This is a genomic window from Klebsiella sp. LY (assembly GCF_004010915.1).
In the GTDB taxonomy this organism is placed as follows: domain Bacteria; phylum Pseudomonadota; class Gammaproteobacteria; order Enterobacterales; family Enterobacteriaceae; genus Klebsiella; species Klebsiella quasipneumoniae.
The window spans coordinates 4,029,184-4,054,305 of the sequence record NZ_CP022444.1 but is presented as its reverse complement, the minus strand read 5'-3'; the positions used below and the strand labels follow the sequence as shown (position 1 = coordinate 4,054,305).

General features: G+C 56.1%; 24 protein-coding genes and 1 pseudogene. 22 read left to right on the top strand and 3 right to left on the bottom strand.

The genetic code is table 11. The features are described from left to right. Positions 1-90 precede the first annotated feature (90 nt). The 7 genes and pseudogenes from CE636_RS22805 to CE636_RS22775 all read left to right on the top strand — a co-directional run bounded on the left by CE636_RS22805 (position 91) and on the right by CE636_RS22775 (position 7,177). A complete protein-coding gene (locus CE636_RS22805; RefSeq protein ID WP_002894709.1) occupies positions 91-831 on the top strand; it encodes an amino acid ABC transporter permease in 741 nt (246 codons plus the stop codon). Further along, positions 831-1,505: a glutamate/aspartate ABC transporter permease GltK gene (gene gltK, locus CE636_RS22800; RefSeq protein ID WP_002894707.1), complete on the top strand. Its 675-nt coding sequence runs from the start codon at positions 831-833 to the stop codon at positions 1,503-1,505. The genes CE636_RS22805 and gltK overlap by 1 nt, the downstream gene beginning before the upstream one ends. Beyond that, on the top strand, positions 1,505-2,230 hold the full coding sequence (locus CE636_RS22795; protein ID WP_004885898.1) for an amino acid ABC transporter ATP-binding protein: 726 nt from the start codon (positions 1,505-1,507) through the stop codon (positions 2,228-2,230). The genes gltK and CE636_RS22795 overlap by 1 nt, the downstream gene beginning before the upstream one ends. Positions 2,231-2,530: 300 nt before the next feature. After that, complete coding sequence (locus tag CE636_RS22790) at positions 2,531-4,201, top strand: ShlB/FhaC/HecB family hemolysin secretion/activation protein (RefSeq protein ID WP_017901432.1); 1,671 nt, start codon at positions 2,531-2,533, stop codon at positions 4,199-4,201. 63 nt (positions 4,202-4,264) lie between these two features. Beyond that, positions 4,265-5,629, top strand: a pseudogene (locus tag CE636_RS22785) (filamentous hemagglutinin N-terminal domain-containing protein); the annotation flags it as partial. 27 nt (positions 5,630-5,656) lie between these two features. Then, positions 5,657-6,625 (top strand): IS5 family transposase, encoded by a 969-nt coding sequence (locus CE636_RS22780; RefSeq protein ID WP_072096747.1) that lies wholly within the window; start codon positions 5,657-5,659, stop codon positions 6,623-6,625. A 135-nt stretch (positions 6,626-6,760) separates the two neighbouring features. Further along, positions 6,761-7,177, top strand: coding sequence for a hypothetical protein (locus CE636_RS22775; RefSeq protein WP_017899094.1), 417 nt, complete (start codon positions 6,761-6,763; stop codon positions 7,175-7,177). A gap of 308 nt (positions 7,178-7,485) precedes the next feature. On the opposite strand, the gene CE636_RS22770 is transcribed toward CE636_RS22775, so the two are convergent. Beyond that, positions 7,486-7,968 carry a zinc ribbon-containing protein gene (locus CE636_RS22770; RefSeq protein WP_025999140.1) on the bottom strand — a complete coding sequence of 161 codons (483 nt, stop codon included), beginning with the start codon at positions 7,966-7,968 and terminating at the stop codon, positions 7,486-7,488. A 226-nt stretch (positions 7,969-8,194) separates the two neighbouring features. On the opposite strand from CE636_RS22770, the gene leuS reads away from it, so the two are divergent. The 15 genes from leuS to lipA all read left to right on the top strand — a co-directional run bounded on the left by leuS (position 8,195) and on the right by lipA (position 23,665). Continuing rightward, positions 8,195-10,777, top strand: a complete 2,583-nt coding sequence (leuS, locus tag CE636_RS22765) for a leucine--tRNA ligase (protein WP_017899092.1) — start codon at positions 8,195-8,197, stop codon at positions 10,775-10,777. A gap of 14 nt (positions 10,778-10,791) precedes the next feature. Then, entirely contained in the window at positions 10,792-11,382 is a 591-nt protein-coding gene (gene lptE / locus CE636_RS22760; protein WP_004885890.1) for an LPS assembly lipoprotein LptE, read from the top strand. Further along, a complete protein-coding gene (gene holA / locus CE636_RS22755) occupies positions 11,382-12,413 on the top strand; it encodes a DNA polymerase III subunit delta (RefSeq protein WP_004885888.1) in 1,032 nt (343 codons plus the stop codon). The genes lptE and holA overlap by 1 nt, the downstream gene beginning before the upstream one ends. Next, positions 12,406-13,056 (top strand): nicotinate-nucleotide adenylyltransferase, encoded by a 651-nt coding sequence (nadD, locus tag CE636_RS22750; RefSeq protein ID WP_017899090.1) that lies wholly within the window; start codon positions 12,406-12,408, stop codon positions 13,054-13,056. The genes holA and nadD overlap by 8 nt, the downstream gene beginning before the upstream one ends. Before the next feature lie 72 nt (positions 13,057-13,128). After that, positions 13,129-13,758, top strand: a complete 630-nt coding sequence (locus tag CE636_RS22745; RefSeq protein WP_004885883.1) for an adenosylcobalamin/alpha-ribazole phosphatase — start codon at positions 13,129-13,131, stop codon at positions 13,756-13,758. Positions 13,759-13,981: 223 nt separating this feature from the next. Continuing rightward, complete coding sequence (gene rsfS, locus CE636_RS22740; RefSeq protein WP_002894623.1) at positions 13,982-14,299, top strand: ribosome silencing factor; 318 nt, start codon at positions 13,982-13,984, stop codon at positions 14,297-14,299. Positions 14,300-14,302: 3 nt separating this feature from the next. Then, complete coding sequence (gene rlmH / locus CE636_RS22735) at positions 14,303-14,770, top strand: 23S rRNA (pseudouridine(1915)-N(3))-methyltransferase RlmH (RefSeq protein ID WP_002894620.1); 468 nt, start codon at positions 14,303-14,305, stop codon at positions 14,768-14,770. Positions 14,771-14,797: 27 nt separating this feature from the next. Then, positions 14,798-16,699: a peptidoglycan DD-transpeptidase MrdA gene (mrdA, locus tag CE636_RS22730; RefSeq protein ID WP_004885880.1), complete on the top strand. Its 1,902-nt coding sequence runs from the start codon at positions 14,798-14,800 to the stop codon at positions 16,697-16,699. Further along, entirely contained in the window at positions 16,699-17,811 is a 1,113-nt protein-coding gene (mrdB, locus tag CE636_RS22725) for a peptidoglycan glycosyltransferase MrdB (protein ID WP_004885876.1), read from the top strand. Before mrdA ends, mrdB begins: the two co-directional genes overlap by 1 nt. A gap of 11 nt (positions 17,812-17,822) precedes the next feature. Then, positions 17,823-18,965: an endolytic peptidoglycan transglycosylase RlpA gene (gene rlpA / locus CE636_RS22720; RefSeq protein ID WP_004885873.1), complete on the top strand. Its 1,143-nt coding sequence runs from the start codon at positions 17,823-17,825 to the stop codon at positions 18,963-18,965. 139 nt (positions 18,966-19,104) lie between these two features. Beyond that, entirely contained in the window at positions 19,105-20,304 is a 1,200-nt protein-coding gene (dacA, locus tag CE636_RS22715; RefSeq protein ID WP_017899089.1) for a D-alanyl-D-alanine carboxypeptidase DacA, read from the top strand. Positions 20,305-20,416: 112 nt separating this feature from the next. Further along, complete coding sequence (gene ybeD / locus CE636_RS22710; protein ID WP_002894474.1) at positions 20,417-20,680, top strand: DUF493 family protein YbeD; 264 nt, start codon at positions 20,417-20,419, stop codon at positions 20,678-20,680. A 104-nt stretch (positions 20,681-20,784) separates the two neighbouring features. Beyond that, positions 20,785-21,429, top strand: a complete 645-nt coding sequence (lipB, locus tag CE636_RS22705) for a lipoyl(octanoyl) transferase LipB (protein ID WP_004885871.1) — start codon at positions 20,785-20,787, stop codon at positions 21,427-21,429. Positions 21,430-21,559: 130 nt separating this feature from the next. Then, positions 21,560-22,519, top strand: a complete 960-nt coding sequence (locus CE636_RS22700; RefSeq protein ID WP_017899088.1) for a YbeF family transcriptional regulator — start codon at positions 21,560-21,562, stop codon at positions 22,517-22,519. A 180-nt stretch (positions 22,520-22,699) separates the two neighbouring features. Further along, a complete protein-coding gene (gene lipA / locus CE636_RS22695) occupies positions 22,700-23,665 on the top strand; it encodes a lipoyl synthase (protein ID WP_004885864.1) in 966 nt (321 codons plus the stop codon). Between the two features lie 180 nt (positions 23,666-23,845). Here lipA and tatE read toward each other — a convergent pair whose 3' ends face one another. Then, complete coding sequence (gene tatE, locus CE636_RS22690) at positions 23,846-24,052, bottom strand: twin-arginine translocase subunit TatE (protein WP_004885862.1); 207 nt, start codon at positions 24,050-24,052, stop codon at positions 23,846-23,848. A 242-nt stretch (positions 24,053-24,294) separates the two neighbouring features. Beyond that, positions 24,295-25,083, bottom strand: coding sequence for a deaminated glutathione amidase (locus tag CE636_RS22685; protein ID WP_017899087.1), 789 nt, complete (start codon positions 25,081-25,083; stop codon positions 24,295-24,297). Positions 25,084-25,122 lie beyond the last annotated feature (39 nt).

Below are 25,122 nucleotides of genomic sequence, written 5' to 3'. Positions count from 1 at the left end.
TCGTTCCCCAGCCGCCGCGAATACCGAAACAAGCTGGACAACCGTCTTCGAGGGTAGCAATGGCTACCCTTTTTTTTCCAGGAGTCATGTATGTCAATAGACTGGAACTGGGGGATATTCCTGCAACAGGCCCCCTTCGGCAACACTACCTACCTGGGCTGGCTGTGGAGCGGTTTTCAGATCACCGTCGCCCTCTCCATCTCGGCCTGGATCATCGCTTTTCTCGTCGGCTCGCTGTTCGGCATTTTACGCACGGTCCCCAATCGCTTCCTCTCGGGCATTGGCACCTGCTATGTCGAACTGTTTCGCAACGTGCCGCTGATCGTGCAGTTCTTTACCTGGTACCTGGTGGTGCCGGAATTCCTGCCGGAAAATATCGGCATGTGGTTTAAATCGGAGCTGGACCCAAACATTCAGTTCTTTGTCTCCTCCATGCTGTGCCTGGGGCTGTTTACCGCCGCTCGCGTCTGCGAGCAGGTACGCGCCGCTATCCAGTCGCTGCCGCGCGGGCAAAAGAACGCCGGTCTGGCGATGGGGTTGACCCTGCCGCAAACCTACCGCTACGTGCTGCTGCCGAACGCCTATCGCGTTATCGTGCCGCCGATGACCTCGGAGATGATGAACCTGGTGAAAAACTCGGCCATCGCCTCCACCATCGGTCTGGCCGATATGGCCGCGCAGGCGGGCAAACTGCTGGACTACTCCGCTCATGCCTGGGAGTCTTTTACCGCCATCACCCTGGCCTATGTTTTCATCAACGCGGTGATTATGCTGATTATGTATGTGGTCGAGCGTAAGGTTCGCCTGCCTGGCAATATGGGAGGCAAATAATGTACGATTTTGACTGGAGTTCGATCGTTCCCTCCATGCCCTACCTGCTGGCAGGGCTGGTGATCACCCTGAAGATTACGGTGATCGCCATCGTGGTCGGCATCGTCTGGGGCACCCTGCTGGCGGTCATGCGCCTGTCCAGCTTTCTGCCGCTGGCCTGGTTTGCTAAATCCTACGTTAACGTGTTCCGTTCTATCCCGCTGGTGATGGTTCTGCTGTGGTTCTACCTGATTGTCCCGGGCTTCCTGCAGAACGTGCTGGGACTGTCGCCGAAAACGGATATTCGCCTGATCTCGGCGATGGTGGCCTTTTCGATGTTCGAGGCCGCCTACTATTCAGAGATTATCCGCGCCGGTATCCAGAGCATCTCCCGCGGCCAGTCAAGCGCCGCGCTGGCGCTGGGAATGACCCACTGGCAGTCGATGCGGCTGGTGATCCTGCCGCAGGCCTTCCGCGCCATGGTGCCGCTGCTGTTAACCCAGGGGATCGTCCTGTTCCAGGATACCTCGCTGGTGTATGTATTGAGCCTCGCCGACTTCTTCCGTACCGCCTCCACGATTGGCGAGCGTGACGGGACCCAGGTCGAAATGATCCTGTTCGCGGGCGGCGTCTATTTTGTGATTAGCCTCAGCGCCTCGCTGTTGGTCAGCTGGTTGAAGAAAAGGACTGTGTAATGATTACCCTGAAAAACGTTTCAAAATGGTATGGTCACTTTCAGGTGCTGACCGATTGCTCCACGGAAGTGAAAAAAGGCGAAGTCGTGGTGGTCTGCGGGCCGTCAGGCTCCGGTAAATCCACGCTGATTAAAACCGTAAACGGCCTTGAGCCGGTGCAGCAGGGGCAGATTATCGTCGATGGCACCGTGGTTAACGATAAAAAGACCAATCTTGCCAAACTGCGCTCGCATGTCGGAATGGTGTTTCAGCATTTTGAACTGTTCCCGCACCTGTCGATTATCGACAACCTGACGCTGGCGCAGGTTAAGGTTCTCAATCGTGACAAAGCGTCGTCGCGCAAGAAGGGTCTCAAGCTGCTGGAGCGCGTTGGCCTGGCGGCGCACGCGGAAAAATATCCGGCGCAGCTCTCCGGTGGCCAGCAGCAGCGCGTGGCCATTGCCCGAGCCCTGTGTATGGACCCGATCGCTATGCTGTTTGATGAGCCCACCTCAGCGCTCGACCCGGAGATGATCAACGAGGTACTGGACGTCATGGTGGAACTGGCCAACGAAGGGATGACCATGATGGTAGTGACCCATGAAATGGGCTTCGCCCGTAAGGTGGCCAACCGGGTGATCTTTATGGATGAAGGAAAGATAGTCGAAGATGCCGATAAAGAGGCCTTCTTCGCCAATCCACAATCCGATCGCGCTAAAGATTTCCTCGCCAAAATTCTGCACTAACTTCTGCGGCGCGCACGATATCACCGTGCGCGCCTGTCAGCCCCTCCCCTTTTCAATTGCTTCATCTCAAAGCGACAGCTTCACAACGTGAAGTAAAAATTTCACAAAGAATTCAGGGGCCGTAGAATAGATTAACCGCCACGTCATCGTTAGCATACGGCATCTTGTAATAATCCCCGTGAGTTTAAATTTCTTGAAAATAATATTTCAATTGACTTGCTATACGCCGCGCAGGCTATTTCATGCCGTGCACAACCATTAATTATAATCTTACTCAATGAAACAAACGGATATTGCTTCATGCGGACTAACACTAACGGACTGGCCATTATTTTGTGTTTAAATTTGCTCACCTGCTTTACCGCGCGGGCGGGTATTGACTCCGCCACGGTAAACCAGGTAGAACAGGATAAAGCCCGTGAAAGCGCATTAATGCCCCATCAGCAGCAATACCAATCTTCTCGCACCTATGCGAAAACGCAAACCTTGATATTTCCCGAGGAAGCGACCTGTCGGTACATCACGAAAGTTGATATTGCCTCCGAGGACAACGCAAAAACCACCGCCCTCCTCGGGAAGATCGCTGCCCAGGCGCCCGGCCATTGCCTCGGAATAGAAGGGATTCGCCTGCTGACGAACGCCCTACAAAATGAACTGATAACACAAGGGTATATTACTTCCCTGATCGATATCCCTTCTCAGTCACTAGAAGGGGGCATTCTCAAAATAACGCTGACTTATGGCAAAACGGGGCATATTGATTTTGCGCCAAATAGTGCCGTGACGAACCTGTGGACCTCCATGCCCACCCATACCGGTAAAATCCTGCGCCTCAGCGATCTTGAACAAGGGATGGCTAACCTACAGCGCCTGCCTGGCGCCAGCGCCCATATGAAGCTGCGGCCCGGGGAACACATTGGCGAAAGTGATATTGAAATCGCCCGGGTAATGGATAAACAGTGGCAGGTTGGCGCCTGGCTTGATGACGCAGGCAGCCGCGCCAGCGGTCGCTATCAGGGTGGCGGCGCGCTATACCTTTACGATTTATCTTCATTGAACGATATTCTTTCCATCTCGGCAGGCGGCGACGTTGAATTCAACCAGCACAACGACGGCAACCATAACGGCAACCTTTACTACTCCGTGCCTTTTGGTTACTGGTCATTGAGCCTGTACGGCTCCTACAGCCAGTACCGCCAGCTGTTTAAAGGAAGATGGTCAAGCATCGACTATAAAAGTAAAAACCGTTATTACAGCGCGACCCTTAGCCGCCTGCTTTCGCATACCCGACAACAAAAAACGACCGCCGATCTGCGCATAGCGAAGAGCAGTTCGCACTATTTCTTTGGCGGCGATGAGTTGTATGTGATGCGTAAACAAAATCCTGTCTGGGAATTTACCGTGCGCCATCAGCACTATTTCAACAGGAAAATTATCGACGCAAGCCTGGGCGTTCAGCGCAGCCTGCCGTGGCTGAGCTCCGTCCCCACCCCCGAGGAAAAAGGCGGTTTATATAGCCATCAATCGCGCATTGTTCACGCCGATATACAGGCCTTGATGCAGTTTGCCGCAACCGGCGATAAGTTTAGCTGGATGCCGCGTTTCCATGCCCAGTTCAGCCCGGATAGATTATCTTCGGACAACCAGTTTAATATCGGCAATCGCTGGACGGTTCGCGGCTTTGACGGTGAAAATACGCTTTCGGCCAATCAAGGCTGGTACTGGCGCAATGATTTTAGCTGGAATATTCCCACCCCCGACCAGCAGGTATATCTTGGCCTTGACTTCGGCAGGATCATTGGTACCGAGCGCGCCAGGCAGGGAAAAAGCCTTTCAGGCGCAGTCGGCGGCGTCCGCGGAGAAATAGCGTCTACGCAATATGATTTTTTTATCGGCACGCCCATCAGTAAACCTGATGACTTTCATAGCGATGCCATGAACCTGGGCTTTTCATTACAGTGGAGGTATTAGTTTTCATCGGCGCATTACTGCAATTTACTGATTCATTTTTTACTATTTAAAGGAATAAATTACATGTTTAAATTCAAGGTTTCATATGTTGCGCTGGCTGCAGCGCTAAGTTCATCCGTTGTTTATGCCGATCCGTCAAGCTATACGCATAGATCAGGGGCAAATGTTATTGATATCGAAGCTCCTAATGCCGCTGGCGTCTCGCATAACTTATATCGCGAATTCAACGTCGGCCCTAACGGCACTATTTTAAACAACAGCGCCAGCGACGTGAACCACAGCACTCACGGTAATATCGCTAAGAATAATAATCTGACCAACGGCAGCGCTTCCGTTATTTTAAATGAAGTCACCTCCAATAAAATGAGTAATCTGCAGGGCTTTATCGAAGTTAACGGACAAAAAGCCGATGTCGTTATCGCCAACCCTAACGGCATCACCTGCTCCGGGTGCAGTTTTATTAATACTAACAAAGCAGTGCTGACGACAGGCCAGGTCAATCTGAGCGATACTGGCGCGATTGATAGCTATACGGTCACGCAGGGTAAGATCACCATTGACGATAAAGGTATGAACGCGTCTAACAGCTATGCAGCCTTGCTGGCCGACGCCATCGCGATTAACGGCACAATGACGGCAGCCAACGCTATGGTGGGCGCGGGCAACTTAACGTTTGATAACAAAACCGGAAAGATGACCAGCCTTGGAAAAGCAGCCACAGCCAAACAAATATTATATCCGGAATACAGCATTGATATTAGCCAACTAGGCGGAATCAAGGCCAACAGTATCACCATGACTGGTAATAATCTGGGTTTCGGCGTCCGGAATAAAGGCACGATGGCTGCAAACACCCTTCTCACCATGACCAGCAACGGTTCACTGATTAATGAAGGCGCTATCACTGGGAAAGGCATCGCGACGCAAATCGTCTCAGCAGGTGAGATGAAAAATAAGGGCAGCATTAACAGCAGCGCCCTCGCCACTCAGGTCACCACTCTGAACACATTGACCAATGAAGGCACGATTACCAGTGACAAAACGCTTAACGTGAGCGCCGCCGGCAACCTCGTCAATACCGGCAGAATTAATGGCACCAAGGCATTAACCTTAACCACCCTCGGCGATATCAATACCACCTATGGTTCAACGATTAACGCCGATGGCCAGTTAAATATTTCTGCCCACAATATCAACAACGGCGGTACAATGTGGGGCGAAATCACCAACGTCAAGTTTAGCGGCGATAATCTCACCGTCACCGGTAACCTTTGGGGCTACACTAATCTGGCTATCGTGTCGGCAAAGGATAGCAACGTCAGTTCAGGCAACATCCATAATACAGGGCGAATTTCTGGTATCGATATATCGCTTATCACTAATGGCGATATCATCCAGGACGGTAACCTTGTTAGCGGAAACTGGCTTTGTTGAATAAATCGAACTTTTGCTGAGTTGAAGGATCAGATCACGCATCTTCCCGACAACGCAGACCGTTCCGTGGCAAAGCAAAAGTTCAAAATCACCAACTGGCCCACCTACAATAAAGCCCTCATCAACCGTGGCTCCATAACTTTCTGGCTGGATGATGAAGCTATTCAGGCCTGGTATGAGTCGGCAACGCCTTCATCACGGGGAAGACCTCAGCGCTATTCTGATCTCGCCATCACCACCGTTCTGGTCATTAAACGCGTGTTCAGGCTGACCCTGCGGGCTGCACAGGGTTTTATTGATTCCATTTTTACACTGATGAATGTTCCGTTGCGCTGCCCGGATTACACCAGTGTCAGTAAGCGGGCAAAGTCGGTTAATGTCAGTTTCAAAACGTTCACCCGAGGTGAAATCGCGCATCTGGTGATTGATTCCACCGGGCTGAAGGTCTTTGGTGAAGGCGAATGGAAAGTCAAAAAACACGGCAAAGAACGCCGTCGTATATGGCGAAAGTTGCATCTGGCAGTTGACAGCAACACACATGAAATCATCTGTGCAGACCTGTCGCTGAATAACGTCACGGACTCAGAAGCCTTCCCGGGTCTTATCCGGCAGACTCACAGAAAAATCAGGGCAGCCGCGGCAGACGGGGCTTACGACACCCGGCTCTGTCACGATGAACTGCGGCGTAAGAAAATCAGCGCGCTTATCCCTCCCCGAAAAGGTGCGGGTTACTGGCCCGGTGAATATGCAGACCGTAACCGTGCCGTTGCTAATCAGCGGCTGAGCGGAAGCAATGCACGGTGGAAATGGACAACAGATTACAACCGTCGCTCGATAGCGGAAACGGCGATGTACCGGGTAAAACAGCTGTTCGGGGGTTCACTGACGCTGCGTGACTACGATGGTCAGGTTGCGGAGGCTATGGCCCTGGTACGAGCGCTGAACAAAATGACGAAAGCAGGTATGCCTGAAAGCGTGCGTATTGCCTGAAAACACAACCCGCTACGGGGGAGACTTACCCGAAATCTGATTTATTCAACAAAGCCGCGTATTGCCTGAAAATCCAGCCAGCTACAGGGTCGTTCGCACGAAATCTTATTTATTCAACAAAGCCGCGGAAACTCTATGACGGTTAAAAGCGTCCAGTTCAAAAATAACAACTACGTTTACGGAAAATCCGTACAGATTGAGAGTAATAACGTTCACAATAAGGCAACTATTGATAGTGTCGATGCGAATATCATCGCTTATTATGGTATGAAAAATGAAGGCCAAATCATCGCAGCCAAAGATCTCACCTTGGATACGAAAAATTTTGCCGATATCACCAACTACGGCACTCTTCAGGCAGGAGAGAATCTGACGATTATCGCTAATAAAGTCTATAATGGCGGCTATCGCTGTGGTTTCCTGAAGCTTTCAACTTGTAATGTTGGTTCTATCTCCACTAACAAACTGGTGCTGAACTCCGCGCACAACTATGTTTCCGAGATGGGCGGTCATCAGCAGTTTAAACAAGCTGAAATCACGACCAAGCGGTAAGAGCAGGCGATGCGCTGATGTCAGCGCATCGCCGGTAGTCATTTTATTATGGCGCACCATGCTGGCACACGCTTTCCATTCGCGCGGAAAGATCTATCACGAGATAGTAATCATCAAGCCGCATTCATGCTGAGGACGAGTGCTCTGCTCGCTCATAATGATTATATGAAGCGCGAAGTGATCAGGGGTAAAAGAGACAGCTGAGATATTTTACAATCACAGGGAAGACGTTTATCTATCTCGTTAATGCAATGATAGGTCGTTTTTAATCAGGCCCGATGCTATTAATACGCACCGGGCCGGATGCATCAGGGTTCAAATGGCCGGCGCTGGAACTGATCGTGGCCGCATTTCGGACAGCGCGGTAGCACATCCGGGGTATACACCGCCAGGTGATAGTGACACTTCTCACACACCAGGTTGCCTAAACCGACCACTTCGCCGCTGTGGTATACGCCGTGGTGATTCAGATCCTGAAAAACCTCCCGCCACTCAAGCTGGGTTTTGTCAGTGATATCGGCCAGCTCCTGCCACAGGCTCTCTTTGATCACCCGCATAAACACGCTGTCGCTCTCGTCTTCATGACTCTCTTCGTAGCTGCGGGCAAACTCCTCAAGATCGCGCTTGACCGCGGCTATCACCGACTCAATCTCGCTCTGCGTCAGATCGCCGGCGCGGACAATTTTATCGCGTGCCTGCGTCACCAGCGCGTCAATATCGCGTTCTCCATGGCGGAGCCGTTCGCTGAGCGAGGAGACCAGTTCACGGTAATATTGAGCAACCTTGTTCATCATTTCGCCTCCGGTGTGGTTAACGTCTTCTGATAATAGACCTTATTCCTCTCCCGCTGTGTCTGACAAGCCACAGACTCGCGAAATAATCTGCCCAGCTTTTGCCGATGTTGATGTGCGAAAAGCTGTTTTGACGTTGGCGTTTGGGCTATGCTATGCCGATCTGAAATAACACATCCATTGGCTACATTTTGTAGCTGTATTGAAAACAGGACCACTGGCTGCCATGCAAGAGCAATACCGCCCGGAAGAGATAGAATCGAAAGTCCAGCTTCACTGGGACGAAAATCGTACATTTGAAGTAACTGAAGACGAGAGCAAAGAGAAGTATTACTGCCTGTCGATGCTTCCTTATCCTTCTGGTCGACTACACATGGGTCACGTGCGTAACTACACCATCGGCGACGTGATTGCCCGCTATCAGCGCATGCTGGGTAAAAACGTCCTGCAGCCAATTGGCTGGGATGCGTTCGGTCTGCCGGCGGAAGGGGCGGCGGTAAAAAACAACACCGCGCCAGCGCCGTGGACCTACGACAACATCGCCTACATGAAAAACCAGCTCAAAATGCTGGGCTTCGGCTATGACTGGAGCCGCGAGCTGGCAACCTGCACCCCGGAATACTACCGCTGGGAGCAGAAGTTCTTCACTGAGCTGTATAAAAAAGGCCTGGTGTACAAAAAAACCTCCGCAGTGAACTGGTGCCCGAACGACCAGACCGTGCTGGCCAACGAGCAGGTTATCGACGGCTGCTGCTGGCGCTGCGACACCAAAGTCGAGCGTAAAGAGATCCCGCAGTGGTTTATTAAAATCACCGCCTACGCCGATGAGCTGCTGAACGATCTGGATAAGCTGGACCACTGGCCGGACACCGTGAAGACCATGCAGCGCAACTGGATCGGCCGTTCTGAAGGGGTGGAAATCTCCTTTGACGTCAACAACTACGCCGACAAGCTGACCGTCTATACCACCCGCCCGGACACCTTTATGGGCTGTACCTACCTGGCGGTCGCTGCGGGTCACCCGCTGGCGCAGCAGGCTGCGGCGAACAATCCGGCGCTGGCCACCTTCATCGACGAATGCCGCAACACCAAAGTGGCGGAAGCCGACATGGCGACGATGGAGAAAAAAGGCGTCGATACCGGCTTTAAAGCTATCCACCCGCTGACCGGTGAAGAAATTCCGGTATGGGCGGCTAACTTTGTGCTGATGGAGTACGGCACCGGCGCGGTGATGGCAGTTCCGGGCCACGACCAGCGCGACTACGAGTTCGCCAGCAAATATGGGCTGAACATCAAGCCGGTGATCCTCGCCGCCGACGGCTCCGAGCCGGATCTTTCCCAGCAGGCGCTGACCGAGAAAGGCGTCCTGTTTAACTCCGGCGAATTCAGCGGGCTCGATTATGAAGCGGGCTTCAACGCTATTGCCGACAAACTGGCTGCCATGGGCGTAGGTGAGCGTAAAATTAACTACCGCCTGCGTGACTGGGGCGTATCCCGTCAGCGCTACTGGGGCGCGCCGATCCCGATGGTTACCCTGGAAGACGGCACCGTGCTGCCGACCCCGGAAGATCAGCTGCCGGTGATCCTGCCGGAAGACGTAGTCATGGACGGTATTACCAGCCCGATCAAAGCCGATCCTGAATGGGCCAAAACCACGGTTAACGGCCAGCCGGCGCTGCGCGAAACCGACACCTTTGACACCTTTATGGAATCCTCCTGGTACTATGCGCGCTACACCTGCCCGCAGTATCAGGAAGGGATGCTGGATTCGCAAGCGGCCAACTACTGGCTGCCGGTCGATATCTACATCGGCGGCATCGAACACGCGATCATGCACCTGCTCTACTTCCGCTTCTTCCACAAGCTGATGCGCGACGCGGGGATGGTCAACTCCGATGAGCCGGCGAAACAGCTGCTGTGCCAGGGCATGGTGCTGGCTGACGCCTTCTACTACGTAGGCGAAAACGGCGAACGTAACTGGGTCTCCCCGGTTGACGCCATCGTCGAACGTGACGAAAAAGGCCGCATCGTGAAAGCGAAAGACGCGGCGGGTCACGAGCTGGTGTACACCGGCATGAGCAAGATGTCCAAGTCGAAAAACAACGGCATCGATCCGCAGGTCATGGTTGAGCGCTACGGCGCGGATACTGTCCGTCTGTTCATGATGTTCGCATCCCCGGCGGATATGACCCTCGAGTGGCAGGAATCTGGCGTCGAAGGGGCGAACCGTTTCCTGAAACGCGTCTGGAAGCTGGTCTACGAACACACCACCAAAGGGGACGTTGCGGCCCTGAACGTGGCGGCGCTGAGTGAAGATCAGAAAGCGCTGCGTCGCGATATCCACAAAACTATCGCCAAAGTGACCGATGACATCGGCCGTCGTCAGACCTTCAACACCGCCATCGCGGCGATCATGGAGCTGATGAACAAGCTGGCGAAAGCGCCGCAAGAAGATGAGCAGGATCGCGCCCTGATGCAGGAAGCCCTGCTGGCGGTAGTGCGTATGCTCAACCCGTTCACCCCGCACGTCAGCTTCACCCTGTGGCGTGAGCTGAACGGCGAAGGTGATATCGACAACGCGCCGTGGCCGGTGGCGGATGAAAGCGCGATGGTGGAAGACAGCACCCTCGTCGTCGTCCAGGTCAACGGCAAAGTTCGTGGTAAAATTACCGTTGCGGTAGACGCAACTGAAGAGCAGGTCCGCGAGCGCGCCGGCCAGGAGCATCTGGTGGCGAAATATCTCGACGGCAAAACCGTGCGTAAAGTGATTTACGTCCCGGGTAAACTGCTCAATCTGGTCGTTGGCTAAGCGCGGGAGGAAGCGTGCGATATCTGGTAACAATGTTGTTATCTCTGGCGGTGCTTGCCACCGCCGGCTGTGGCTGGCATCTGCGTAGCACTACCAAGGTGCCCACCACCATGAAAACCATGATTTTCCAGTCGAGCGATCCGAATGGCCCATTAAGCCGCGCGGTGCGCAATCAGCTGCGTCTTAACGGCGTGGAACTGATCGACGCCAGCACGCTGCGTAAAGATGTCCCTTCTCTGCGCCTCGATGGTTCGTCGATTCAGAAAGATACGGCCTCGGTGTTCCAGGACGGTCGTACGGCGGAATATCAGATGGTCATGACCGTCCATGCCAGCGTTCTGATCCCGGGTCACGATATCTATCCGATAACCACTAAGGTCTATCGTTCGTTCTTTGATAACCCGCAGGCGGCGTTAGCCAAAGACGCCGAGCAGGATATGATTATCCAGGAAATGTACGATAAAGCGGCGGAACAGCTGATTCGTAAACTACCAAGCGTTCAGGTAGCGGATGTTGAAGCCACCCAGCAGGAAGAAAAACCGGTCGCGGGCAGCACCGCGCCGGCGTCCTCGGGTAACCGCGTCTCCACCACGCTGGGTCAATGATGATTCGGTTGTACCCGGAACAGCTCCGCGCGCAGCTCACTGAAGGGCTGCGCGCGGCCTATCTGCTGCTTGGCAACGATCCTTTGCTATTGCAGGAAAGCCAGGACGCTATTCGCGAAGCCGCTGCCGCACAAGGCTTTACCGAACACCATACCTTTTCTATCGACAACAGCACCGACTGGCAGGCGCTTTTCGCCTTAAGCCAGGCGATGAGCCTGTTTGCCAGCCGGCAAACCCTGTTGCTAATCCTGCCAGAGAATGGCCCCAACGCGGCGATCAACGAACAGCTGGCGACGCTGGTCGGTCTGCTGCACGACGACCTGCTGCTGATAGTTCGCGGCAGTAAGTTGACCAAAGCCCAGGAGAATGCCGCGTGGCTCACCGCGCTGGCGCAGCGCGCCGTCCAGGTCAGCTGCCAGACGCCGGAATACGCGCAGCTGCCGCGCTGGCTTGCCGCCCGGGCCAAACAGCATCAGCTGCAGCTCGACGACGCGGCCAGCCAGCTGCTGTGCTACTGTTACGAAGGCAATCTGCTGGCGCTGGCGCAGGCGCTGGAGCGTCTGGCGCTACTCTGGCCGGACGGTAAGCTGACGCTGCCCCGCGTTGAGCAGGCGGTGAACGATGCCGCGCACTTTACCCCTTACCATTGGGTCGATGCCCTACTGGCAGGCAAAAGTAAGCGCGTGCTGCACGTCCTGCAGCAGCTCCGTCTTGAAGGCTGCGAGCCGGCGATCCTGCTGCGTACGCTACAGCGGGAGCTGCTGCTGCTGGTGACCCTCAAGCGCCAGTCGGCACAGACGCCGCTGCGTTCGCTGTTTGATAAACATCGGGTCTGGCAAAACCGCCGTCAGCTGCTCAGCGATGCCCTCGCCCGACTGAGCGGCGAACAGCTTCGCCAGGCGGTGACTCTTCTGACCCGCGCGGAACTGACCTTTAAACAGGATTACGGGTACGACGTCTGGCCCGAACTGGAAAGTCTTTCGTTGTTGCTCTGCCACAAAGCCCTGGCGGACGTTTTTATTGATGGTTGATATGACTCACTTACAGGCAATCTATGGCGGCACCTTCGATCCGGTGCATTATGGTCACCTCAAGCCGGTCGAGATCCTGGCGAATCAGATTGGCCTGAGCAAGGTCATCATCATGCCTAATAACGTCCCGCCGCACCGTCCCCAGCCGGAAGCCACCAGCGCCCAGCGCGTGCACATGCTGAAGCTGGCGATTGCCGATAAGCCGCTGTTCACGCTCGATGAACGCGAACTGCGGCGCGATACCCCCTCCTGGACAGCGCAAACGCTGCAGGAGTGGCGCCAGGAGCAGGGGCCGCACAAGCCGCTGGCGTTTATCATTGGCCAGGATTCGCTGCTCACCTTTCCCACCTGGCACCGCTATGAAACCATCCTCGACAATGTCCACCTGATTGTCTGCCGCCGGCCGGGTTACCCACTGACCATGGCCCATGAGGCCGATCAGCGCTGGCTGGATCGCCATTTAACCCACGATGTGGAATCTCTGCATCGCCGCCCTTCCGGCGTGATCTACCTGGCTGAGACACCGTGGTTCGATATTTCGGCGACGATCATTCGCCAGCGCCTCGAGCGCGGCGAGTCCTGCGCCGAGATGCTGCCGGCCGCGGTGCTGGACTACATCCGCGAGCAGGGTCTCTATTGCTGACCCCGCGCTGGGCCTGACGCGAAAAAAGCGCTATGGTAACGCCACCTCTCCATCGCCCGTCAGAGCCTGTTCATGAAATTATGGTTAGTTCGCCATGGCGAAACCGAAGCCAACGTTGCCGGATTATACAGCGGCCATGCCCCAACGCCCCTGACGCCGCGAGGCGTCGCTCAGGCGCGAGCGCTCGGCGAACGGCTGCGCGCGGTGCCTTTCGATAAAGTCTTCTGTAGCGAGCTGGCGCGGACCGGGACAACGGCCGATCTGCTGCTTGGCGATCGCGCTATCCCGCGCGAATGCCATGCCGCGCTCAATGAGATGTTTTTCGGCGACTGGGAGATGCGTCATCATCGCGACCTTCAACGAGAAGATGCGCAAAACTATGCCGCGTGGTGTGCTGACTGGCAGCACGCGGCCCCTACTAACGGCGAAAGCTTTCAGCGTTTTGCCCGCCGCGTCAGCGAGTTTATCCCCACACTGACCGACTGCCGCCATCTTGACCATCTGCTGATCGTCGGCCATCAGGGCGTTCTGAGCCTGCTGACCGCCCTGCTGTTGCAGATGCCCGCCGCGGCGATGTGGCACTTTCCGATAGCCCATGGCGCCTGGAGCCTGCTCGAAATCCGCCACGATTTCACCACCCTGCGGGTATTAAATAGCCAGGCCGTCTGGCAGTCGGAAGAAGAATTCCCGCCGAACCATTGACAGGCCAGAGCAGGCTGCTATTCTCCGCTGCCAGGCAGCATCCGCCAAAGCCGCTTTGCAGAAAATTGTTTTACAAAAATGGCGATGCAATCCTCGGCGAGGGATGGGATGATACCCCGCCGCGAACGCCTGCCGACAGACATTTCACCCGACTTTTTCATCAGTTCAGGTATACTGTCAGGCTCTTTATGATTATCAATCTTCACGCACCCAGGGGGAACACTTGCAGGGTAAAGCACTCCAGGATTTTGTTATCGACAAAATTGATGACCTGAAAGGTCAGGACATCGTTGCCATTGATGTACATGGCAAATCCAGCATCACCGATTGCATGATTATCTGCACCGGCACCTCCACGCGTCATGTGATGTCCATCGCCGACCACGTGGTTCAGGAATCCCGCGCCGCCGGCATGCTGCCGCTGGGCGTTGAAGGGGAAGCCGCCGCCGACTGGATCGTCGTCGACCTCGGCGACGTGATGGTTCACGTCATGCAGGAAGAGAGCCGTCGTTTGTACGAGCTGGAAAAACTCTGGAGTTAATGCGTGAAGTTGCAGCTGGTGGCCGTTGGCACCAAAATGCCGGACTGGGTACAGACCGGCTTTAGCGAGTATCTGCGCCGTTTTCCCAAAGATATGCCGTTCGAACTGGTGGAGATCCCAGCCGGTAAGCGCGGCAAGAACGCTGATATCAAGCGCATCCTCGAAAAAGAGGGCGAGATGATGTTAGCCGCTGCCGGTAAAAACCGCATCGTGACCCTGGATATTCCGGGTAAACCATGGGATACGCCGCAGCTGGCGCGCGAACTGGAACGCTGGAAACAGGACGGGCGCGACGTCAGTTTGCTGGTCGGCGGCCCGGAAGGCCTCTCTCCAGCCTGTAAAGCAGCGGCGGAACAGAGTTGGTCGCTCTCCACCCTCACCTTACCTCACCCGCTGGTGCGCGTACTGGTGGCCGAGAGCCTGTATCGGGCGTGGAGCATTACCACCAACCATCCGTACCACCGTGAGTAATGATGATCAGGGTAGACTGAGCAGCGAATGAAATTACAGAATTCTTTCCGCGACTATACGGCTGAATCCTCGCTGTTCGTGCGCCGGGCGCTGGTCGCTTTTTTGGGGATTTTGCTGCTTACCGGCGTTCTGATCGCCAACCTGTACAATGTGCAAATCGTTCGCTTCGACGACTATCAGACGCGTTCGAACGAAAACCGCATCAAGCTGGTGCCGATCCCGCCGAGCCGCGGCATTATTTACGATCGTAACGGCACTCCGCTGGCGCTTAACCGCACCATTTATCAGCTGGAGATGATGCCGGAGAAAGTCGATAACGTGCAGCAAACGCTGGATGCGCTACGCGACGTCGTCGATTTAACCGACGATGATATCGCCGGCTTCAAAAAGGAGCGCGCCCGCTCCCATCGCTTTACCTCGATTCCGGTAAAGGTCAACCTCAGCGAAGTGCAGGTGGCCCGCTTTGCCGTCAACCAGTACCGCTTTCCCGGCGTGGAAGTCAAAGGCTACAAGCGCCGTTACTATCCCTATAACTCGGCGCTGACGCACGTCATCGGCTACGTTTCGAAAATTAACGATAAAGACGTCGACCGCCTCGATAAAGAGGGCAAACTGGCCAACTACGCCTCGACCCACGACATCGGTAAGCTGGGTATTGAGCGTTATTACGAGGACGTCCTGCACGGTCAGACCGGCTACGAGGAGGTTGAAGTGAACAACCGCGGCCGCGTGATTCGTCAGCTCAAAGAGGTGCCGCCGCAGGCCGGACGCGACATCTACCTCACCCTCGACCTCAAGCTGCAGCAGTATATCGAAACGCTGCTGGCTGGTAGCCGCGCCGCAGTGGTGGTCACCGACCCGCGTACCGGCGCCATTCTGGCGCTGGTTTCGACGCCGAGCTACGACCCGAACCTGTTCGTCGACGGCATCTCCAGTAAAGATTACTCCGGCCTGCTCAACGATCCGAACACGCCGCTGGTCAACCGTGCGACGCAAGGGGTCTATCCGCCGGCATCGACGGTCAAACCGTACGTCGCCGTCTCGGCGCTGAGCGCGGGGGTGATCACCCGCAATACCAGCCTGTTTGACCCGGGCTGGTGGCAGTTGCCCGGCTCGGAAAAACGCTATCGTGACTGGAAAAAATGGGGCCACGGCCACCTGAACGTCACCAAAGCGCTTGAGGAGTCCGCGGATACCTATTTCTATCAGGTCGCCTATGACATGGGCATCGATCGCCTCGCGGAGTGGATGAGCAAGTTTGGCTACGGCCACTATACCGGTATCGACCTTGCCGAAGAGCGCTCGGGCAACATGCCGACCCGCGAATGGAAGCTCAAACGCTTTAAGAAACCCTGGTACCAGGGGGACACCATTCCGGTGGGCATCGGCCAGGGTTACTGGACTGCCACGCCGATCCAGATGAACAAAGCGCTGATGATCCTGATTAACGACGGGGTGGTGAAAGTGCCGCACCTGCTGCAAAGCACCGTGGAAGACGGCAAGCCCGTTCCGTGGGTCCAGCCTCATGAGCCGCCGGTAGGCGACATTCATTCCGGCTACTGGGAAATCGCCAAAGACGGCATGTTCGGCGTGGCCAACCGCGGCAACGGCACCGCGCACAAGTATTTCGCCAGCGCGCCGTATAAAATCGCGGCCAAGTCCGGTACCGCCCAGGTGTTTGGCCTGAAGGCCAACGAAACCTATAACGCGCACCGAATCTCTGAGCGTCTGCGTGACCATAAACTGATGACGGCGTTTGCGCCTTATAACAACCCGCAGGTTGCCGTGGCGATGATCCTGGAAAACGGTGGTGCCGGCCCGGCGGTCGGTACGATTATGCGCCAAATCCTCGATCACATCATGCTGGGCGATAACAACACCACGCTACCAAGCGAAAACCCGGCGGTGACCGCAGGGGAGGATCAATAATGACGGATAATCCGAACAAAAAATCGCTGTGGGATAAGATCCATCTTGACCCCACCATGGTGCTGATCCTGCTGGCGCTGCTGACCTACAGCGCGCTGGTTATCTGGAGCGCCAGCGGTCAGGACGTCGGCATGATGGAGCGTAAAATCGGCCAGATCGCCATGGGCGTGGTGATCATGATCGTCATGGCGCAGATCCCGCCGCGGGTCTATGAAGGCTGGGCGCCCTACCTCTATATTTTTTGTATTATTCTGCTGGTGGCCGTCGACGCCTTCGGCGCCATCTCCAAAGGGGCGCAGCGCTGGCTGGATCTCGGTATCGTCCGCTTTCAGCCGTCGGAGATTGCAAAAATTGCCGTGCCGCTGATGGTGGCGCGCTTTATTAACCGCGACGTCTGCCCCCCTTCGCTGAAGAACACCGGTATTGCCCTGGTGCTGATCTTTCTGCCGACGCTGCTGGTAGCGGCGCAGCCTGACCTCGGGACCTCGATCCTGATTGCCCTCTCCGGTCTGTTTGTGCTGTTCCTCTCCGGCCTCAGCTGGCGACTGATCGGCATTGCGGTGGTGCTGGTCGCCGCCTTTATCCCGATTTTGTGGTTCTTCCTGATGCACGACTATCAGCGCCAGCGCGTGATGATGCTGCTCGATCCGGAAACCGACCCGCTGGGCGCGGGGTATCATATTATTCAGTCTAAAATTGCCATTGGCTCTGGCGGTCTGCGCGGCAAAGGCTGGCTGCACGGCACCCAGTCGCAGCTGGAGTTCCTGCCGGAACGCCATACCGACTTTATCTTCGCCGTTCTCGCCGAAGAGCTGGGCCTGATTGGCGTGCTGATCCTGCTGGCGCTCTATATTCTGCTGATCATGCGCGGACTGTGGATCGCCGCCCAGGCGCAGACCACCTTTGGCCGGGTCATGGCCGGTGGTTTAATGTTGATTTTATTCGTTTATGTCTTCGTAAATATTGGTATGGTGAGTGGTATTTTACCGGTGGTGGGCGTACCGTTGCCGCTGGTGAGCTACGGGGGCTCCGCCCTGATCGTATTGATGGCCGGGTTTGGTATCGTGATGTCGATCCATACCCACAGAAAAATGTTGTCGAAAAGCGTTTAAAGGGGTTCGCAATGCGTAAGCAATGGCTGGGGATCTGCATAGCAGCGGGGCTGCTGGCGGCATGTTCGAGTGATGACGTGCAACAAAAGACGGTCAGTACTCCACAGCCGGCCGTCTGTAATGGCCCGACGGTTGAGATCAGCGGCGCCGATCCGCAGTATGAAACGCCGAACGCGACGGCGAATCAGGATTATGAGCGCGACGGTAAGCGCTACAAAATCGTCCAGGATCCGGCAAACTTTACTCAGGCCGGTTTCGCGGCGATCTATGACGCGGAACCCAACAGCAACCTGACCGCCAGCGGTGAAACCTTCGACCCGACGCAGTTGACCGCGGCGCACCCGACGCTGCCGATCCCGAGCTATGCGCGGATCACCAACCTCGCCAACGGGCGCATGATCGTCGTGCGGATTAACGATCGCGGTCCCTACGGCAACGATCGGGTTATCTCGCTCTCGCGCGCGTCCGCCGACCGCCTGAACACCTCGAACAACACCAAAGTGCGTATCGACCCCATCATCGTCGCGCCTGACGGTTCGCTTTCCGGCCCGGGAATGGCTTGTACCACCGTCGCCAAACAGACTTACGCTCTGCCCGCCCGTCCGAATCTGGACGGCGGTGACGCTGCTGGCATGAACCAGCCTGCGCCCACTGACGTTCGCCCGATCAGCAACAGCACGCTGAAGCCGGAAGATAGCGTTGGCGCTCCGGTGAACAGCGGCGGTTTCCTCGGCGCCCCGACGCCGCTGAACAGCGGCGTGCTGGAGAGCAGCGAACCCGCGGCCGCCACCGCGACCGCACCTGCCGCCGGCGCCACGCCAGCAGCGCCGGTGACCGCCCCCGGCTCCATCCAGGGTAGCGTCGCGCCCGCAGCGGCCGCAGCCGCCGGCGCCGTTGCCGCTTCCTCTTCCGCCACCTCCAGCGCCAGCGGTAACTTTGTCGTCCAGGTGGGCGCAGTGAGCGACCAGGCGCGGGCGCAGCAGTATCAGCAGCGTCTGAGCCAGCAGTTCTCTGTGCCAGGCCGGGTCATGCAAAACGGCGCGGTGTGGCGTATTCAGCTGGGACCATTTGCCGACAAGGCGCAGGCCAGCGCCGTTCAGCAGCGCCTGCAAAGCGAAGCGCAGCTGCAGTCCTTTATTACTCGCGCCAACTAAAGGCCGCGGGCAGCCCGTTCACCTTGCGCATGTAAAAGTCATTAACAAACTCATGCGCAATGTCGGATGCTGGCCCGCAGAGCATTTGCTATAGTAAGGCACTTTTTTTAACTCCATCACGGATGCCGTTGTTCTGACCATGAAGACCTCTTTCACCGCTCGTTTACTCATCACGGCGCTCTCCGTTGCAGCGCTCTCCTCCGCTGCCCGCGCCGATGACCTGAATATCAAAACGATGATCCCAGGCGCCCCGCAGATTGACGCCGAATCCTGGATCCTTATCGATTACAATTCTGGCAAGGTGCTGGCTGAAAACAACGCCGACTCCCGCCGCGACCCGGCCAGTCTGACCAAAATGATGACCAGCTATGTTATTGGTCAGGCGATGAAAGCGGGCAAATTCAGAGAGTCCGATCTGGTCACCGTCGGCAACGACGCCTGGGCCACCGGCAACCCGGTATTCAAAGGCTCTTCCCTGATGTTCCTCAAGCCGGGGATGCAGGTGCCGGTTTCCCAGCTGATCCGCGGTATCAACCTGCAGTCCGGTAACGATGCCTGCGTGGCGATGGCCGACTATGTCGCCGGCAGCCAGGATGCCTTCGTCAGCCTGATGAACAACTACGTCAACGCCCTCGGCCTGAAAAACACCCATTTCCAGACCGTTCACGGCCTCGACGCTGACGGCCAGTACAGCTCGGCGCGCGACATGGCGCTGATTGGCCAGGCGCTGATCCGCGATGTGCCGAACGAATACTCGATCTATCGTGAGAAAGAGTTCACTTTCAACGGCATCCGCCAGCTGAACCGTAATGGCCTGCTGTGGGATAACAGCCTGAACGTCGACGGCATCAAAACCGGCCACACCGACAAAGCAGGCTACAACCTCGTCGCTTCCGCCACCGAAGGCCAGATGCGTCTGATCTCGGCGGTAATGGGCGGCCGGACGTTCAAAGGGCGTGAGTCGGAAAGCAAAAAACTACTGACCTGGGGCTTCCGCTTCTTCGAAACCGTCAACCCGATTAAAGCCGGCAAAGAGTTTGCATCCGAACCAGCCTGGTTCGGCGACAGCGATCGCGCTTCGCTGGGGGTGGATAAAGACGTCTACCTGACCATCCCGCGCGGCCGGATGAAAGATCTGAAAGCCAGCTACGTGCTGAATAACACTGAGCTGCATGCCCCGCTGCAGAAAAACCAGGTCGTCGGCACCATTAACTTCCAGCTGGATGGTAAAACCATTGACCAGCGCCCGCTGGTGGTGCTGCAGGAAATTCCGGAAGGTAATTTCTTCGGTAAAATTATTGATTACATTAAATTAATGTTCCACCACTGGTTTGGTTAAAAATCGAACGCTTGAAAGTGTGATTTCCATCCCCATATACTATTCATCCAAGTAACCTGATAACTCCCGCCCTTGGTGGGAGTTATTATTTTGTCGTAACACCGGAGCTGACATGAAAACCAAACTTAACGAACTGCTTGAATTCCCTACGCCATTTACTTACAAAGTAATGGGGCAGGCGTTGCCTGAGCTGGTTGATCAGGTGGTGGAAGTGGTACAGCGCCATGCGCCTGGTGATTACTCGCCGTCAGTAAAACCGAGCAGCAAAGGTAACTACCACTCGGTCTCCATCACCATCAACGCCACCCACATTGAACAAGTGGAAACGCTGTACGAAGAGTTAGGCAATATCGATATCGTTCGGATGGTGCTGTAACCCTTTCCCTGACCCGGCCGCCGTGCCGGGTCTTCTCATTCCCTTTCACACGGCTGTGATATACTCCCCGACCTGAATTCTCTCTTCCCGGCGGAGATGTTGTTTTGCAGCACAATAAAATTCTAATCCGGCAGCTTGGCCTGCAACCTTACGAACCCGTCTCGCAGGCGATGCATGAATTTACCGACGCCCGTGATGAAGATACCCTCGATGAGATCTGGCTGGTAGAACATCACCCGGTCTTCACCCAGGGTCAGGCCGGCAAAGCGGAACACCTGCTGGTGCCCGGTGATATTCCGGTGATCCAAAGCGATCGCGGCGGCCAGGTAACCTATCACGGCCCGGGACAGCAGGTAATGTACGTCCTGTTGAACCTCAAGCGCCGCAAGCTGGGGGTGCGTGAACTGGTGACGCTGCTGGAGCAAACGGTCGTCAATACCCTTACCGAATATGGGATTGAGTCGCACCCCCGCGCCGATGCCCCTGGCGTCTACGTCGGCGATCGCAAAATCTGCTCTCTGGGATTGCGGATCCGTAAAGGCTGCTCTTTCCACGGCCTGGCGCTCAATATCGCGATGGATCTGACGCCGTTTCTGCGTATCAACCCCTGCGGCTATGCCGGTATGGAGATGACGCAAATGCGTCAGTGGCTACCGGAAGCCACCCCGGAGACTGTCGCTCCGCGGCTGGTCGCCAATCTGCTGGCGCTGTTGAACCATCCCCCGCACGAATACCTGCCTCAGGGTTAAGCGGCAGATCAGCGCCCCGCTTACGGCGGGGGGCTGAACAAGTAACACATTATTTTTGCAATCAATTGTCACGCACGGCAACGCCGCGGGCCGCTATACTTGGCCTATCATTCCCAACCGGACTCATCGCGTGCCAGAGAATACGCCGCCGTCAGAATCTCCTGACAGACAGGACGAACGTTACGACCGTCAGATGTTTCGCATCCTGCGTAATATTGACCTCAATCTGTTGACCATCTTCGAAGCCGTGTATGTACACAAAGGTATCGTCAATGCCGCGAAGATACTCAATATCACGCCGTCGGCCATTAGCCAGTCAATTAACAAACTGCGGGCGCTGTTCCCCGATCCGCTGTTTATCCGCAAAGGCCAGGGCGTGACGCCCACTGCCTATGCCACCCACCTTCACCAGTACATCAGCCGCGGTATGGAGGCTTTCCTTAGCGCGCTGGATATCACCGGCAGCCCGGACCAGCAGCGGGTGATCACTATCGCCACTACGCCAGCCATGGGGGCGCTGCTGATGCCTTGCCTGGCCAGCGCGCTGAAGCCGGCCTTTCCGCAGATCCTGCTGCACAACATCGCCCTTACCGACGCCGCGCGGCAGCTCGACCAGCGCCAGGTGGATCTGTTAATCGACACCCATCTGCACAGCGGTCAGGCGCTAAGCCATCACGTGCTGTATCAGGATCGGGTGCAGATGTACTGCCGCGCTGGGCATCCTGCGCTGGACGGTCCACAAGATGAATCCGCCCTCGCGCAATACGAGTTTGCGCTGCTGCTGCCTGAAGGCCAGCGCTACCCTACGCTGCATCGTCGACTGCAGGAGGAGATGGGCGAGCGCCGCTGCGGTTTCAGCACCTTCAACCTGCTGACCCAGGCGGCAATGATCGCCGAGAGCGATATGCTGGGGCTAACCACCGAGCGCCTGTTCGCCATGGTATCCCGTCTCTGGCCTCTGCAAACCCTGGATGTTCCCTCCCTGCGGGAAGAACAGATTGATGTTGCGCTGCACTTCAATAAGCAGAGCGGGAAAGAGCCATTGCTGAAAGAGATCATTGAGACCGTGATCCAGGCGTTTAAGGCGTAGCGCACGGAAGGGAAAAGGATAAAACAACAACTATTTTACAATTTGCCGGGCAGGCAGGCTGCTTTCTGCCCCTTTTCAATGGTATACTGCCTGCTCTTGATTCAAAAATAGTTGATAATTGCAACATTTCATTGAATTAATTCGCTTTCCTTCGTGACTCGCAACTGGAACACGCACGCTATGAGTAAACCCATTGTGATGGAACGCGGTGTTAAGTACCGCGACGCCGATAAAATGGCCCTTATCCCGGTGAAGAACGTGGCAACTGAGCGTGAAGCTCTGCTCAGAAAACCGGAATGGATGAAAATCAAACTTCCGGCAGACTCGTCCCGTATCCAGGGAATCAAAGCAGCGATGCGTAAGAACGGCCTGCACTCCGTATGCGAAGAGGCCTCCTGCCCGAACCTTGCAGAATGCTTCAACCACGGTACCGCGACCTTTATGATCCTCGGCGCGATCTGTACCCGCCGTTGCCCATTCTGCGACGTCGCGCATGGCCGCCCGGTCGCGCCAGATGCGAACGAGCCACAGAAGCTGGCGCAAACTATCGCCGATATGGGGCTGCGCTACGTGGTGGTCACCTCGGTGGACCGTGACGACCTGCGCGATGGCGGCGCACAGCATTTTGCCGACTGCATCAGCGCCATTCGCGAGAAAAACCCGACGATTAAAATCGAAACGCTGGTCCCGGATTTCCGCGGCCGCATGGATCGCGCCCTGGAGATTCTGACGGTGACCCCGCCGGACGTCTTCAACCACAACCTCGAAAACGTACCGCGCCTCTATCGTCAGGTGCGTCCGGGCGCGGATTATAACTGGTCGCTGAAGCTGCTGGAGCGTTTTAAAGAAGCGCACCCGGAGATCCCGACAAAATCCGGTCTGATGGTGGGTCTGGGCGAAACCAACGACGAGATCATCGAAGTTATGCGCGACCTGCGCCGTCATGGCGTCACCATGCTGACGTTAGGCCAGTATCTGCAGCCGAGCCGTCACCACCTGCCAGTGCAGCGTTACGTTAGTCCGGAAGAGTTTGAAGAGATGAAAGCAGAAGCCATGGCGATGGGCTTCACCCACGCCGCCTGCGGCCCCTTCGTTCGCTCTTCCTATCATGCCGACCTGCAGGCTAAAGGGATGGAAGTTAAATAACCTGCCGCTTCTCCCGCTGCGTCACTTCCCGGCGCAGCGGCGCTCTCCGCTTCGCCTTCCCGTAACAATTAGTTGCATCTTTCCTGCGCGGCGTCGATAAAAACGACAAAGGCCGCAACGTAAACGTCGCGGCCTCTTCGCCGAACCTTCCTCATCCCGCCAGGGGACGCAGCCGGAGAATTACTCTTTATGAGAGAGCTTCTGCGCCGGTACTTCGTCTTCAGCGGTGGTTTTCTTCGCGCTATCATCATCTTCGTTCATGGCCTTTTTAAAGCCCTTGATAGCCGAACCCAGGTCGCCGCCCAGCGTACGTAATTTCTTGGTACCAAACACTAAGATAATCAGTGCTGCGACTACCAGCAGTTTGGTAATACTAATCTCACCCATAGCTAACCTTCTTCTCTATACAAGCTGCGAATACGCCATCATACACGTATTTATCCGTCATATTGTAATCCACCTGTGCGCGGGCCGCGTGATTCAGCCCGAGGCCTCCCCTCCGGGAGTGAGCGCTGGGGTGTCCGTCCTGACGTGCACAGCGAATTATTGGGATAAACAATACGGGTATTTGGCGCGCGGACACAATAGCAATCTGTAACAAGGTGAATCAAGCCTTGTTTAAAAAAACGTCACAATAATTGCGGTGGCGCAAACCGTCGGTTCTGCAGCACCGGCAAACGCTCGCGAACCCGCGTAAGGTAGTCTGCGGAAATATCGGCATAGATCAGCTGCGGCTCGCTCCCCGCGCCCGCCACGGTGGTTCCCAGCGGATCGACGATGCGGCTCTGCCCGATATTACGCGTCCCGCATTCGCCTGCCGCCACGACGTAGCAGGTCGTGTCCAGCGCGCGCGCCGCCAGCAGCGTCGCCCAGTGATGCTCTTTTTGCGGCCCTTTCACCCATGCGGTGGGCAGCACCAGCAGCTGCGCACCGTTCAGCGCCAGCGAAAGCGCCAGTTCCGGAAAACGCAGATCGTAACAGGTCATCAGGCCAACGCGAAATCCCGCCACCTCAATCACCGGGGGAATTTGCCTGCCGGGATCCACCCGCCGGGACTCCTGCATTGCGAAGGCGTCGTATAAATGAAGTTTGTGATAATGGGCAATAACCTTCCCTTCACGCAATACCACCAGCGTGTTGGTTGCTCTTCCCTCCCCCGACGGCACATGCAGCGTCAGGATCGTCGTCAGGCCGTTACGCGCGCTCTCGGCCTGCAGCAGCTGCAAAAACGCCCCATCCAGCGTTTGGGCCGATTTCACCGACAGATCCGGGTCGTTGTCATCACGTGCCAGCAACGCCTCCGGCAGCACCAGCAGCGCCGCCCCTTCACGCGCCGCCTGCTGCATCATCGCCACACAAGTTTGCGCATTCGTCCGCCAAACTGGCGTGACGATAAACTGCCCTGCCGCTACCCGCATGTTTTTCTCCCGTCAGGTTATGAATAGCCAATTGCGCCC

What these genes read in the sequence shown, in the direction of transcription:
- CE636_RS22805 (WP_002894709.1), top strand. Translation starts at nt 91, where the DNA reads ATGTCAATAGACTGGAACTGGGGGATATTCCTGCAACAGGCCCCCTTC.
- gltK (WP_002894707.1), top strand. Translation starts at nt 831, where the DNA reads ATGTACGATTTTGACTGGAGTTCGATCGTTCCCTCCATGCCCTACCTG.
- CE636_RS22795 (WP_004885898.1), top strand. Translation starts at nt 1,505, where the DNA reads ATGATTACCCTGAAAAACGTTTCAAAATGGTATGGTCACTTTCAGGTG.
- CE636_RS22790 (WP_017901432.1), top strand. Translation starts at nt 2,531, where the DNA reads ATGCGGACTAACACTAACGGACTGGCCATTATTTTGTGTTTAAATTTG.
- CE636_RS22775 (WP_017899094.1), top strand. Translation starts at nt 6,761, where the DNA reads ATGACGGTTAAAAGCGTCCAGTTCAAAAATAACAACTACGTTTACGGA.
- CE636_RS22770 (WP_025999140.1), bottom strand. Translation starts at nt 7,968, where the DNA reads ATGAACAAGGTTGCTCAATATTACCGTGAACTGGTCTCCTCGCTCAGC.
- leuS (WP_017899092.1), top strand. Translation starts at nt 8,195, where the DNA reads ATGCAAGAGCAATACCGCCCGGAAGAGATAGAATCGAAAGTCCAGCTT.
- holA (WP_004885888.1), top strand. Translation starts at nt 11,382, where the DNA reads ATGATTCGGTTGTACCCGGAACAGCTCCGCGCGCAGCTCACTGAAGGG.
- nadD (WP_017899090.1), top strand. Translation starts at nt 12,406, where the DNA reads ATGGTTGATATGACTCACTTACAGGCAATCTATGGCGGCACCTTCGAT.
- CE636_RS22745 (WP_004885883.1), top strand. Translation starts at nt 13,129, where the DNA reads ATGAAATTATGGTTAGTTCGCCATGGCGAAACCGAAGCCAACGTTGCC.
- mrdA (WP_004885880.1), top strand. Translation starts at nt 14,798, where the DNA reads ATGAAATTACAGAATTCTTTCCGCGACTATACGGCTGAATCCTCGCTG.
- mrdB (WP_004885876.1), top strand. Translation starts at nt 16,699, where the DNA reads ATGACGGATAATCCGAACAAAAAATCGCTGTGGGATAAGATCCATCTT.
- rlpA (WP_004885873.1), top strand. Translation starts at nt 17,823, where the DNA reads ATGCGTAAGCAATGGCTGGGGATCTGCATAGCAGCGGGGCTGCTGGCG.
- dacA (WP_017899089.1), top strand. Translation starts at nt 19,105, where the DNA reads ATGAAGACCTCTTTCACCGCTCGTTTACTCATCACGGCGCTCTCCGTT.
- ybeD (WP_002894474.1), top strand. Translation starts at nt 20,417, where the DNA reads ATGAAAACCAAACTTAACGAACTGCTTGAATTCCCTACGCCATTTACT.
- lipA (WP_004885864.1), top strand. Translation starts at nt 22,700, where the DNA reads ATGAGTAAACCCATTGTGATGGAACGCGGTGTTAAGTACCGCGACGCC.
- tatE (WP_004885862.1), bottom strand. Translation starts at nt 24,052, where the DNA reads ATGGGTGAGATTAGTATTACCAAACTGCTGGTAGTCGCAGCACTGATT.
- CE636_RS22685 (WP_017899087.1), bottom strand. Translation starts at nt 25,083, where the DNA reads ATGCGGGTAGCGGCAGGGCAGTTTATCGTCACGCCAGTTTGGCGGACG.